This is a genomic window from Pseudomonas sp. H3_D04 (genome assembly GCF_054669175.1).
In genome coordinates this window covers 3,753,356-3,765,620 of the sequence record NZ_CP162801.1, presented here as the reverse complement: position 1 = coordinate 3,765,620, position 12,265 = coordinate 3,753,356, and the positions used below count along the sequence as shown (strand labels likewise).

Sequence of the window (12,265 nt, the reverse complement as noted above, 5' to 3'; positions counted from 1 at the left end):
TTGTAGGGGAGGAGGGCTTACCAGCGTTCGTTCCAGGGGCGCAGATCCAGCTCGAAAGTCCACGCGTCCCGGGGCTGGCTGTGCAAGTACCAATAGTTCTCGGCGATGTGCTCGGGATTGAGGATGCCATCCTCGTCCTTGGTCGCGTACTTTTCCGGAAAACTGTTGCGAATGAAGTCCGTATCGATGGCGCCGTCGACGATGACATGGGCAACGTGAATGTTCATCGGCCCCAGTTCGCGGGCCATGCTTTGAGCCAGTGCACGAATCCCGTGCTTGGCGCCGGCGAAGGCTGCAAATCCTGCCGCACCGCGCAAGCCAGCGGTGGCGCCGGTGAACAGAATCGTGCCGCGTTGGCGCTTGGCCATCCGCTTGGCCACTTCACGGGCATTGAGAAAACCTGAGAAACAGGCCATTTCCCAGATTTTGAAATACTTGCGGGCAGTTTCTTCGAGAATGCTGCACGGCACATTGGCGCCGATGTTGAAAACAAACGCTTCGATGGGGCCGATCTCGGTCTCAATCTGCTCGACCAGCGCAATCACATCTTCTTCCTTACGTGCATCACAGGCAAATCCGTGGGCGTCACCGCCATTGGCCTTGATTGCATCGACCAATGGCTGGAGTTTGTCCGCGCTACGACGAGTGACGCAGGCAATGAAACCTTCCTGTGCAAAACGCTTGGCAATCGCGCCGCCGGTGGCATCACCGGCGCCGACAACCAGTACGACCTTCTTATTATTCATGGGTAGATCCCTTTGATGAACGATCGTTAACTGAACGAACGTTATGCTAGGATTTGGCACGCGTCAAGACAGTCAATCCTGAGGGCAAGGCAATGCGTTACTCGGCCAATCACAAGCTGGAAACTAGAGAGAAACTGCTGACAAGCAGCGCGGTTTCGGCCAAAAAGTCCGGTTTTTCCACGGTAGGCGTCGACGGGCTGATGAAGGCGATCGGCTTGAGTGGTGCTGCTTTCTACAGTCACTTTTCGTCGAAGGACGAACTGTTCGCTTCGATCGTTGAACGCGAGTTGTGCCAAAGCCTGGAGCGTTTGGGTGCTGATCAGGATTGCGACAGGCTCGAACGTTGCCTGAAGCATTATCTGAGCATGGCCCATGTCGAGCACCCGGAGTCCGGTTGTGCATTACCGGTATTGGGAGCCGAAATTGCTCGTTCAGATATCGCTGTTCGCCAGGAGGCGGAGGTCTGGATTTGTCGGCTGCAGGAGCGTTGGGCAAGTATTCTGGAAAGCGACAGTCTGGCGTGGGCGATTCTGTCGCAATGCATCGGTGCCTTGGTCGTGGCGCGAATGCTGGCCACTCCCGGCATCCAGCGCACCGTGCTGAAGTCCAGTTACGATGAGATTGGCCGCCAGATTGCCGGGCGGCATCAACCTATTTGCAAATGACGATCATGCTTCGGCTGGTATAGCCGGCAGGGTTGAGACCAAATGGATAATCACCTGGTTCTTCCACGGCATCTCCCGACTTGGCGATGACCTTGTAACCCTTGGGCGCGCACGAGTTGGCGGCGCTGGTGTAGCACTTGTCCCAGGATGACGAAAGCCCTGAACAATTGATATGCAGCCCTTTCTTGCCATGTTTGACTTGTGTTTTCGATGTCGCCGCGCAACCCGCAATTGCGAGCACGGCAATCAATAGCAAAATTCGTTTCATTACTGTCCTTATAGCGCTCCCGGATCTCGCGCCCGGGTGTGGCTGCATTCGCTTTCGATTGAAGCGTTCTGATATCCCTATCCTGAAAAATCCTTGGATGACATTCGGTTGCGGGCCTAAACATGGCCTAATTGAGCGGCAAATACCAGACCTGCGTCAAATCCTGTATCAATCCGCCGCGACCGCGGGCTTGGCAGCACTTCCCATGGTCATGGTCGCCCCCACGGAAGCCAGAATGATGCACATGATCGCCATCCACTGTGACAGTGTGAGGTATTCGTGGAGAAACAGCAGGCCAGAAAGCGCGCCAATAGCCGGTTCAATGCTCATCAATGTGCCGAAAGTCCGGGTTGGCATTCGGGTGAGCGCGACCATCTCCAGCGTATAGGGCAGGGCGGTGGACAGAAGGGCGACAGCGATGGCCACGGGGATCAATGACGGAGTCAGCAGGGCGGCACCGGCATGGACGATGCCGATAGGCGCGACGAACAGTGCGGCAATCATCACTCCCAACGCTGCGGTCTGTACGCCATTGTCGGCGCCGGCCTTCTGGCCGAACAGGATGTACAGCGCCCAGCACACCCCTGCACCCAAGGCATAACTGGCGCCTGCCAGGTCGATTCCCGCACTTGTCGCACCTGTCGGTATCAATAGCAGCAAGCCGATAGCCGCCAAGGCAATCCACAAAAAGTCGATTGGGCGGCGTGAGGCATAGATAGCCACCGCCAGTGGCCCGGTGAACTCCAGGGCGACGGCAATACCCAGGGGGACGGTGCGCAAAGACATATAGAAGAGGAAGTTCATGCCGCCCAGTGCCATCCCGTAGACGATAACGGTACGCAAGGATTTTGCGGTGAGCTTCGCTCGCCATGGGCGCAACAGGATCAGCATGATCACGCTGGCGAAGAGCAGCCGCAGGGTGGTGGTCCCCTGAGCGCCGATAATCGGGAACATGCTTTTGGCCAATGAGGCGCCGGACTGGATCGACGCCATGGCTATTAAAAGCAGGCCCACCGAGAACAGGGTCGAGACGAGGCTGCGGGGATGGTCATTCATAGCGTGGCATCGTCCGAAGTGGGAAGCGAAAGTGTTGTTCTATGGTTTGGGCAATATATTGCGCATTCGCGACGGTCGCGTCTATATATAAGCAGCGATTTTGGGCAACCTGATAGAAAAGCCAAATCAGGGGTTGACGGCAGATTCTGGAAGTCTATAATTCGCCCCACTTCCGGCGCAGTCGAAACGGAAAACTCTTTGGTAAACAAAGAGTTACGCAGTTTTCGACAGCGAGTTGCTTCAGGTCATCGAAGTCCAGAAGGAGTTGATCAGGCGGGGTTGTTTGGCTTGATTGACGGTTCGATCTTCTCGGTCGAAAGCGGAGAAAAAGAGGTGTTGACAGCAGCGAGTAACGCTGTAGAATTCGCCTCCCGCTAACGAGAGATCGGAAGCGCAAGTGGTTGAAGTTGCAAAGGAAACTTTGAAAACTTCTGAAAATAACCGCTTGACAGCAACAGAGGCTGCTGTAGAATGCGCGCCTCGGTTGAGACGAAAGATCTTAACCAACCGCTCTTTAACAACTGAATCAAGCAATTCGTGTGGGTGCTTGTGGAGTCAGACTGATAGTCAACAAGATTATCAGCATCACAAGTTACTCCGCGAGAAATCAAAGATGTAACCAACGATTGCTGAGCCAAGTTTAGGGTTTCTTAAAAACCCAAAGATGTTTGAACTGAAGAGTTTGATCATGGCTCAGATTGAACGCTGGCGGCAGGCCTAACACATGCAAGTCGAGCGGCAGCACGGGTACTTGTACCTGGTGGCGAGCGGCGGACGGGTGAGTAATGCCTAGGAATCTGCCTGGTAGTGGGGGATAACGCTCGGAAACGGACGCTAATACCGCATACGTCCTACGGGAGAAAGCAGGGGACCTTCGGGCCTTGCGCTATCAGATGAGCCTAGGTCGGATTAGCTAGTTGGTGAGGTAATGGCTCACCAAGGCGACGATCCGTAACTGGTCTGAGAGGATGATCAGTCACACTGGAACTGAGACACGGTCCAGACTCCTACGGGAGGCAGCAGTGGGGAATATTGGACAATGGGCGAAAGCCTGATCCAGCCATGCCGCGTGTGTGAAGAAGGTCTTCGGATTGTAAAGCACTTTAAGTTGGGAGGAAGGGCAGTTACCTAATACGTATCTGTTTTGACGTTACCGACAGAATAAGCACCGGCTAACTCTGTGCCAGCAGCCGCGGTAATACAGAGGGTGCAAGCGTTAATCGGAATTACTGGGCGTAAAGCGCGCGTAGGTGGTTTGTTAAGTTGGATGTGAAATCCCCGGGCTCAACCTGGGAACTGCATTCAAAACTGACAAGCTAGAGTATGGTAGAGGGTGGTGGAATTTCCTGTGTAGCGGTGAAATGCGTAGATATAGGAAGGAACACCAGTGGCGAAGGCGACCACCTGGACTGATACTGACACTGAGGTGCGAAAGCGTGGGGAGCAAACAGGATTAGATACCCTGGTAGTCCACGCCGTAAACGATGTCAACTAGCCGTTGGGAGCCTTGAGCTCTTAGTGGCGCAGCTAACGCATTAAGTTGACCGCCTGGGGAGTACGGCCGCAAGGTTAAAACTCAAATGAATTGACGGGGGCCCGCACAAGCGGTGGAGCATGTGGTTTAATTCGAAGCAACGCGAAGAACCTTACCAGGCCTTGACATCCAATGAACTTTCCAGAGATGGATTGGTGCCTTCGGGAACATTGAGACAGGTGCTGCATGGCTGTCGTCAGCTCGTGTCGTGAGATGTTGGGTTAAGTCCCGTAACGAGCGCAACCCTTGTCCTTAGTTACCAGCACGTAATGGTGGGCACTCTAAGGAGACTGCCGGTGACAAACCGGAGGAAGGTGGGGATGACGTCAAGTCATCATGGCCCTTACGGCCTGGGCTACACACGTGCTACAATGGTCGGTACAGAGGGTTGCCAAGCCGCGAGGTGGAGCTAATCCCAGAAAACCGATCGTAGTCCGGATCGCAGTCTGCAACTCGACTGCGTGAAGTCGGAATCGCTAGTAATCGCGAATCAGAATGTCGCGGTGAATACGTTCCCGGGCCTTGTACACACCGCCCGTCACACCATGGGAGTGGGTTGCACCAGAAGTAGCTAGTCTAACCTTCGGGGGGACGGTTACCACGGTGTGATTCATGACTGGGGTGAAGTCGTAACAAGGTAGCCGTAGGGGAACCTGCGGCTGGATCACCTCCTTAATCGACGACATCAGCTGCTCCATAAGTTCCCACACGAATTGCTTGATTCATTGAAGAAGACGATAGAAGCAGCTTTAAGCTCCAAGCTGATAGCTCCAAGCTAACAGTTGCGCGCTCGAAATTGGGTCTGTAGCTCAGTTGGTTAGAGCGCACCCCTGATAAGGGTGAGGTCGGCAGTTCGAATCTGCCCAGACCCACCAATTTTGTTATGGGGCCATAGCTCAGCTGGGAGAGCGCCTGCCTTGCACGCAGGAGGTCAACGGTTCGATCCCGTTTGGCTCCACCATATAACTGCTTCTGCTGTTAGAGTTTAGAAATGAATATTCCGGTGTGAATATTGATTTCTAGTCTTTGATTAGATCGTTCTTTAAAAATTTGGGTATGTGATAGAAAGATAGACTGAACGTTACTTTCACTGGTAACGGATCAGGCTAAGGTAAAATTTGTGAGTTGCTCTTAATTGAGTATTATCGAATTTTCGGCGAATGTCGTCTTCACAGTATAACCAGATTGCTTGGGGTTATATGGTCAAGTGAAGAAGCGCATACGGTGGATGCCTTGGCAGTCAGAGGCGATGAAAGACGTGGTAGCCTGCGAAAAGCTTCGGGGAGTCGGCAAACAGACTTTGATCCGGAGATGTCTGAATGGGGGAACCCAGCCATCATAAGATGGTTATCTTAAGCTGAATACATAGGCTTAAGAGGCGAACCAGGGGAACTGAAACATCTAAGTACCCTGAGGAAAAGAAATCAACCGAGATTCCCTTAGTAGTGGCGAGCGAACGGGGACTAGCCCTTAAGTGGCTTTGAGATTAGCGGAACGCTCTGGAAAGTGCGGCCATAGTGGGTGATAGCCCTGTACGCGAAAATCTCTTAGTCATGAAATCGAGTAGGACGGAGCACGAGAAACTTTGTCTGAATATGGGGGGACCATCCTCCAAGGCTAAATACTACTGACTGACCGATAGTGAACTAGTACCGTGAGGGAAAGGCGAAAAGAACCCCGGAGAGGGGAGTGAAATAGATCCTGAAACCGTATGCGTACAAGCAGTGGGAGCCCACTTTGTTGGGTGACTGCGTACCTTTTGTATAATGGGTCAGCGACTTATTTTCAGTGGCGAGCTTAACCGAATAGGGGAGGCGTAGCGAAAGCGAGTCTTAATAGGGCGTCTAGTCGCTGGGAATAGACCCGAAACCGGGCGATCTATCCATGGGCAGGTTGAAGGTTGGGTAACACTAACTGGAGGACCGAACCGACTACCGTTGAAAAGTTAGCGGATGACCTGTGGATCGGAGTGAAAGGCTAATCAAGCTCGGAGATAGCTGGTTCTCCTCGAAAGCTATTTAGGTAGCGCCTCATGTATCACTGTAGGGGGTAGAGCACTGTTTCGGCTAGGGGGTCATCCCGACTTACCAAACCGATGCAAACTCCGAATACCTACAAGTGCCGAGCATGGGAGACACACGGCGGGTGCTAACGTCCGTCGTGAAAAGGGAAACAACCCAGACCGTCAGCTAAGGTCCCAAAGTTATGGTTAAGTGGGAAACGATGTGGGAAGGCTTAGACAGCTAGGAGGTTGGCTTAGAAGCAGCCACCCTTTAAAGAAAGCGTAATAGCTCACTAGTCGAGTCGGCCTGCGCGGAAGATGTAACGGGGCTCAAACCATACACCGAAGCTACGGGTATCACTTAGGTGATGCGGTAGAGGAGCGTTCTGTAAGCCTGTGAAGGTGAGTTGAGAAGCTTGCTGGAGGTATCAGAAGTGCGAATGCTGACATGAGTAACGACAATGGGTGTGAAAAACACCCACGCCGAAAGACCAAGGTTTCCTGCGCAACGTTAATCGACGCAGGGTTAGTCGGTCCCTAAGGCGAGGCTGAAAAGCGTAGTCGATGGAAAACAGGTTAATATTCCTGTACTTCTGGTTATTGCGATGGAGGGACGGAGAAGGCTAGGCCAGCTTGGCGTTGGTTGTCCAAGTTTAAGGTGGTAGGCTGGAATCTTAGGTAAATCCGGGATTCTAAGGCCGAGAGCTGATGACGAGTGTTCTTTTAGAACACGAAGTGGTTGATGCCATGCTTCCAAGAAAAGCTTCTAAGCTTCAGGTAACCAGGAACCGTACCCCAAACCGACACAGGTGGTTGGGTAGAGAATACCAAGGCGCTTGAGAGAACTCGGGTGAAGGAACTAGGCAAAATGGCACCGTAACTTCGGGAGAAGGTGCGCCGGTGAGGGTGAAGCATTTACTGCGTAAGCCCATGCCGGTCGAAGATACCAGGCCGCTGCGACTGTTTATTAAAAACACAGCACTCTGCAAACACGAAAGTGGACGTATAGGGTGTGACGCCTGCCCGGTGCCGGAAGGTTAATTGATGGGGTTAGCTAACGCGAAGCTCTTGATCGAAGCCCCGGTAAACGGCGGCCGTAACTATAACGGTCCTAAGGTAGCGAAATTCCTTGTCGGGTAAGTTCCGACCTGCACGAATGGCGTAACGATGGCGGCGCTGTCTCCACCCGAGACTCAGTGAAATTGAAATCGCTGTGAAGATGCAGTGTATCCGCGGCTAGACGGAAAGACCCCGTGAACCTTTACTATAGCTTTGCACTGGACTTTGAATTTGCTTGTGTAGGATAGGTGGGAGGCTTTGAAGCGTGGACGCCAGTTCGCGTGGAGCCAACCTTGAAATACCACCCTGGCAACTTTGAGGTTCTAACTCAGGTCCGTTATCCGGATCGAGGACAGTGTATGGTGGGTAGTTTGACTGGGGCGGTCTCCTCCTAAAGAGTAACGGAGGAGTACGAAGGTGCGCTCAGACCGGTCGGAAATCGGTCGTAGAGTATAAAGGCAAAAGCGCGCTTGACTGCGAGACAGACACGTCGAGCAGGTACGAAAGTAGGTCTTAGTGATCCGGTGGTTCTGTATGGAAGGGCCATCGCTCAACGGATAAAAGGTACTCCGGGGATAACAGGCTGATACCGCCCAAGAGTTCATATCGACGGCGGTGTTTGGCACCTCGATGTCGGCTCATCACATCCTGGGGCTGAAGCCGGTCCCAAGGGTATGGCTGTTCGCCATTTAAAGTGGTACGCGAGCTGGGTTTAGAACGTCGTGAGACAGTTCGGTCCCTATCTGCCGTGGACGTTTGAGATTTGAGAGGGGCTGCTCCTAGTACGAGAGGACCGGAGTGGACGAACCTCTGGTGTTCCGGTTGTCACGCCAGTGGCATTGCCGGGTAGCTATGTTCGGAATAGATAACCGCTGAAAGCATCTAAGCGGGAAACTAGCCTCAAGATGAGATCTCACTGGGACCTTGAGTCCCCTGAAGGGCCGTCGAAGACTACGACGTTGATAGGTTGGGTGTGTAAGCGCTGTGAGGCGTTGAGCTAACCAATACTAATTGCCCGTGAGGCTTGACCATATAACACCCAAGCAATTTGCTGACCTGAAAGGGCACCAGATTGCGGTGTGTGAAGACGAAATGAACCGAAAGTTCGATTGTTCACAAACACCGAGATCTATCACATACCCATTCGCTGGAGCGTGCGCCGTAAGGCAAACGACCTGGCTACCGAATTTCTTGACGACCATAGAGCATTGGAACCACCTGATCCCATCCCGAACTCAGCAGTGAAACGATGCATCGCCGATGGTAGTGTGGGGTTTCCCCATGTGAGAGTAGGTCATCGTCAAGATTAAATTCCGAAACCCCTATCTGCGTATGCAGGTAGGGGTTTTGTTTTGTCCGCAGGAAAGTGGCGTGACAAAAAAGGATAGCCGACGGGCTATCCCAGGTTTCAGCAGCATCGTTAGTGAAACTTCGGCAGAACGTATTCAGCTATCTCTTCAATAACCTCTGCCACAGGGCGTTCGCTACGACGCATGTGCAAGCCGACATGCTGCACACCAGCCTCACGTAACGCCTGAAGCTCATCAATCAAGGCCAGCCGTCCACAACTGCCACCGAAGCGCACACGTCGCATGGGGGTATGAGGATTAGCAGTCAGGTCCAAGTGTACGAAGCTGATATAAGGCTTATCGCCTCCAACTTCCCTCCACAGCCCCACTCGACGTCGGTGCTCATCCGGCGTACCAGGGTAGGCGAGCCAACCATCCATGTGCTCACCAATCCAGGCCGGTGATTGTTGACCAAGACCTGCAACCAGCAGTGGCATAGGCTGATCTCGCTCCGGTAACAGGCGAGCGCCCTCAGGTAAACGACCTTCACCCTGGCTACGGATCAATTCAACCGTATCGCGAAAGATCTCCCCGCGCTGATCGTAATCCACCCCAAACAACGGATACTCCATCGGCCGGTCACCACTGGCCACCCCAAGGAGCAGACGCCCGTCACTCAGTTCATCAACACTGTTGGCGGCCTTGAGCGTTAGCCAAGGCTGACGCAATGGCAGCACAACCGCTGCTGTACCGAGCATGATGTTCTCCGTAATCCCGGCCAAATACCCAAGGTAAGAAAAGGTCTCAAAGACCTGTGCAGCGTCGCCAAAGTTGGGGTCGTAAACCGGCACATCACGTACCCAAAGTGCGCGAAAACCGGCGTTGTCAGCCAAACGTGCCATCGCCGCGTGCTGCTTCAAGTCGGGGACGCCAAAAGGCCGATCCTGAGCGATCCGCAGCCGCTGTCCATCACTGGACCAATCGTTATCCAGCGGCAGTTCCAGTCCGATGGAAAATCCATTCGAGCCGAGTAATCGTTGAAATCGTGGATGCATGAAAAGACTCCCAAACAACAAAATGGAATGACATGCACCCAGTATCTACAGGCTCATCTACAAGAAAAATGCATGAATCGGAATATCAATCTTGAGCAAAGCGCACGAGTCAAAGAAAAAGTCGATCGAAGTTTTGACCTTCAAGGACAACCATTCGAGAAAATCCCACTAAAGTGACTGCACAGTTTTTGGTATGGTGCAGCTCGTTTTTTAACGGATTGATTTGCAGGCCTAGGGATCGCCCCCCTTTTTTAGTCATAGAGCCGCTACAGAAATGCCCGAACCGATACCCATCAAGGACCACGAAAAAGAAACGCGTCTGGTCAACAAGCGGCTGATCGCCTGCGCCTTGTTCGTCGCCGCCATTTCCTGCGCGCTTGTGGTGCGCATGTATGTCCTGCAAGTGGTCGAATACGACTATCACTCGACCATCTCCGAAAACAACCGCGTCCATGTCCTGCCGATCACCCCGACCCGCGGGCTGATCTACGACCGCAACGGCGTAGTCCTCGCGGATAACCGTCCCAGTTTCAACCTCACCATCACCCGCGAACGCGCCTCCGATGTCAAAGAGGAGCTCGATGAGGTGGTCAACCTCCTGCACTTGCCAGCCGAAGACCGGACACTGTTCGACAAGGCCATGAAGCAGGCGCGCCACCCGTTCGTGCCGGTCACTCTGTTCTACGAGCTCAGTGAACAGCAAATCGCGGTTCTCGCGGTCAACGAGTTCCGTCTGCCGGGGATCGATGTCGAGCCCCAGTTCGTGCGCCATTACCCGTTTGGCGCACACTTTGCGCACTCGATCGGTTACGTTGGTCGTATCAACGAAAAAGAATCCAAAGCCCTCGACACGGTGGAGTATCGCGGCACCCAATCCATCGGCAAGACCGGCATTGAAAAATTCTACGAGTCGCAATTGCACGGCCAGGTGGGTTACGAAGAAGTCGAAACCAATGCCCAGGGCCGCGTACTGCGAGTGCTCAAGCACACCGATCCGATCCCCGGCAAAAACATTGTCCTGAGCCTGGACGTCAAACTTCAGGAAGCGGCCGAGGAAGCCTTGGGTGATCGTCGTGGTTCGGTGGTGGCGCTCGATCCGTCGACCGGTGAAGTGCTGGCCATGGTCAGCAAGCCCAGTTTCGACCCGAACCTGTTCGTCACCGGCATCAGCTTCAAGGAATACGCGGCGCTGCACGACTCCATCGATCGGCCGCTGTTCAACCGCGTTCTGCGCGGCCTCTACGCGCCGGGTTCGACCATCAAGCCCGAAGTAGCCATTGCCGGCCTCGACGCTGGCGTCGTCACCCCTCAGACCCGCGTCTTTGACCCCGGTTATTACCAGCTCCCGGACTTTGATCACAAATACCGTAACTGGAACCACAGCGGCGACGGCTGGGTCGACATGGACGCGGCGATCATGCGCTCCAACGACACCTACTTCTATGACCTGGCCCACAAGCTGGGCATCGATCGCCTGCACGACTACATGGCCATGTTCGGCCTCGGCGAAAAAGTCTCGCTGGACATGTTCGAAGAGTCTGCCGGCTTGATGCCATCGCAAGCGTGGAAGCGCGCCACGCGCCGTCAGGCCTGGTTCCCGGGCGAAACCGTGATCCTTGGCATAGGCCAGGGTTATATGCAGGTCACGCCGCTGCAGCTGGCCCAGGCCACCGCGCTGATTGCCAACAAAGGTGTGTGGAACCGACCGCACCTGGCAAAGACCGTGGATGGCGTAGCGCCGGTGGACGAGCACCCTATGCCGAACATCCTGCTCAAGGATCCGCGTGACTGGGAGCAGGTCAACCATGGCATGCAGATGGTGATGCACGACGCCCGCGGGATTGCCAGAGCCGCCGCGCAAGGCGCTCAGTACCGCATTGCCGGCAAGAGTGGTACCGCGCAAGTCGTCGCGATCAAGCAAGGCGAGCGCTACAACCGGGCGAAAACCCTGGAGCGCAACCGCGACAATGCCTTGTTCGTCGGCTTCGCCCCGGCCGAGCACCCGAAGATCGTCATCTCGGTGATGATTGAAAACGGTGAGGCCGGTGGTCGCGTCGCCGGCCCTGTGGTGCGGCAGATCATGGACGCCTGGTTACTCGATCAGGACGGCCATCTCAAGCCGCAATACGCCACGCCGAGCAAAGCTCCGGGCGACCCTCACGTCTAAGCGCTCAAAGTTTCACAGCACAGTCTCGCGAATACTGAGCATGTGCTGGAAGCTTTCGAGGAAGACCGTTTCGGCTTGACTCATCTTATGCTCGCGGGTCCACAACAGCTGAATATCGAAACCCACCACCCCATCCTCCGGAGGCAATCTGGTGCTGTCCCTGGGGTTCGATATTTTCGAACTGGACCCGCAGCGCAAAGTGGCAGTGACCCGTGAAGGGTTTGCGGTGTTGGGCGAACGGATTCGTAGCCTTGGGTTGCCGTGTCTGATTGTGCAGGAGGGCGGGTATCACCTGGAGAGTCTTGAGGACAATGCCCGGGCGTTTTTTGTGAATGCCGAGGTGTGGCAGCTCTGAGATCATTGGGGCCAGGTACGTCGCCTTCGCGGGCAAGCCTCGCTCCTACAGGTTATTTGCCTGGGGGGA

General features: G+C 54.4%; 6 protein-coding genes, 2 tRNA genes, 3 rRNA genes and 2 pseudogenes. 8 read left to right on the top strand and 5 right to left on the bottom strand.

Annotation, left to right across the window (positions count from 1 at the left end; genetic code table 11):
* Positions 1 to 17 precede the first annotated feature (17 nt).
* Positions 18 to 746 carry an SDR family oxidoreductase gene (locus AB4N91_RS17280; protein WP_314638526.1) on the bottom strand — a complete coding sequence of 243 codons (729 nt, stop codon included), beginning with the start codon at positions 744 to 746 and terminating at the stop codon, positions 18 to 20.
* 92 nt (positions 747 to 838) lie between these two features.
* Between AB4N91_RS17280 and AB4N91_RS17275 the strand changes: the two genes are divergently transcribed.
* The gene (locus AB4N91_RS17275; RefSeq protein WP_102595806.1) at positions 839 to 1,411 is read left to right on the top strand and encodes a TetR/AcrR family transcriptional regulator; all 573 of its coding nucleotides are present in this window, start codon (positions 839 to 841) and stop codon (positions 1,409 to 1,411) included.
* Here the strand turns inward: AB4N91_RS17275 and AB4N91_RS17270 are convergent.
* Together AB4N91_RS17270 and rhtA are read right to left on the bottom strand one after the other, a co-directional pair.
* Positions 1,398 to 1,679 (bottom strand): hypothetical protein, encoded by a 282-nt coding sequence (locus tag AB4N91_RS17270; protein WP_010461128.1) that lies wholly within the window; start codon positions 1,677 to 1,679, stop codon positions 1,398 to 1,400. The two genes, AB4N91_RS17275 and AB4N91_RS17270, sit on opposite strands and share 14 nt — an antisense overlap.
* A gap of 168 nt (positions 1,680 to 1,847) precedes the next feature.
* On the bottom strand, positions 1,848 to 2,735 hold the full coding sequence (gene rhtA / locus AB4N91_RS17265) for a threonine/homoserine exporter RhtA (RefSeq protein ID WP_460111317.1): 888 nt from the start codon (positions 2,733 to 2,735) through the stop codon (positions 1,848 to 1,850).
* A gap of 670 nt (positions 2,736 to 3,405) precedes the next feature.
* Between rhtA and AB4N91_RS17260 the strand changes: the two genes are divergently transcribed.
* The 5 genes from AB4N91_RS17260 (at position 3,406) to rrf (ending at position 8,636) form a co-directional block, all read left to right on the top strand.
* A 16S ribosomal RNA gene (locus AB4N91_RS17260) occupies positions 3,406 to 4,944 on the top strand.
* A gap of 123 nt (positions 4,945 to 5,067) precedes the next feature.
* Positions 5,068 to 5,144: transfer RNA gene (locus tag AB4N91_RS17255), tRNA-Ile, on the top strand.
* A gap of 10 nt (positions 5,145 to 5,154) precedes the next feature.
* Positions 5,155 to 5,230 (top strand) — tRNA-Ala (locus AB4N91_RS17250).
* Between the two features lie 240 nt (positions 5,231 to 5,470).
* A 23S ribosomal RNA gene (locus AB4N91_RS17245) occupies positions 5,471 to 8,362 on the top strand.
* 158 nt (positions 8,363 to 8,520) lie between these two features.
* Positions 8,521 to 8,636, top strand: a 5S ribosomal RNA gene (gene rrf, locus AB4N91_RS17240).
* Together the 16S, 23S and 5S rRNA genes with 2 tRNA genes alongside form the textbook arrangement of a ribosomal RNA operon.
* A 114-nt stretch (positions 8,637 to 8,750) precedes the next feature.
* On the opposite strand, the gene AB4N91_RS17235 is transcribed toward rrf, so the two are convergent.
* Positions 8,751 to 9,674 (bottom strand): TIGR03571 family LLM class oxidoreductase, encoded by a 924-nt coding sequence (locus AB4N91_RS17235; RefSeq protein WP_010458390.1) that lies wholly within the window; start codon positions 9,672 to 9,674, stop codon positions 8,751 to 8,753.
* 274 nt (positions 9,675 to 9,948) lie between these two features.
* Between AB4N91_RS17235 and mrdA the strand changes: the two genes are divergently transcribed.
* Positions 9,949 to 11,841, top strand: coding sequence for a penicillin-binding protein 2 (gene mrdA / locus AB4N91_RS17230; protein ID WP_010458391.1), 1,893 nt, complete (start codon positions 9,949 to 9,951; stop codon positions 11,839 to 11,841).
* Between the two features lie 12 nt (positions 11,842 to 11,853).
* Here the strand turns inward: mrdA and AB4N91_RS17225 are convergent.
* Positions 11,854 to 11,991 (bottom strand): annotated as a pseudogene (locus tag AB4N91_RS17225) (LysR family transcriptional regulator); the annotation flags it as partial.
* Here AB4N91_RS17225 and AB4N91_RS17220 point away from each other — a divergent pair.
* Positions 11,990 to 12,196: pseudogene (locus AB4N91_RS17220) on the top strand (histone deacetylase family protein); the annotation flags it as partial. The pseudogenes AB4N91_RS17225 and AB4N91_RS17220 sit on opposite strands and share 2 nt — an antisense overlap.
* Between the last annotated feature and the right edge of the window lie 69 nt (positions 12,197 to 12,265).

What these genes read in the sequence shown, in the direction of transcription:
- AB4N91_RS17235 (WP_010458390.1), bottom strand. Translation starts at nt 9,674, where the DNA reads ATGCATCCACGATTTCAACGATTACTCGGCTCGAATGGATTTTCCATC.
- rhtA (WP_460111317.1), bottom strand. Translation starts at nt 2,735, where the DNA reads ATGAATGACCATCCCCGCAGCCTCGTCTCGACCCTGTTCTCGGTGGGC.
- mrdA (WP_010458391.1), top strand. Translation starts at nt 9,949, where the DNA reads ATGCCCGAACCGATACCCATCAAGGACCACGAAAAAGAAACGCGTCTG.
- AB4N91_RS17270 (WP_010461128.1), bottom strand. Translation starts at nt 1,679, where the DNA reads ATGAAACGAATTTTGCTATTGATTGCCGTGCTCGCAATTGCGGGTTGC.
- AB4N91_RS17280 (WP_314638526.1), bottom strand. Translation starts at nt 746, where the DNA reads ATGAATAATAAGAAGGTCGTACTGGTTGTCGGCGCCGGTGATGCCACC.
- AB4N91_RS17275 (WP_102595806.1), top strand. Translation starts at nt 839, where the DNA reads ATGCGTTACTCGGCCAATCACAAGCTGGAAACTAGAGAGAAACTGCTG.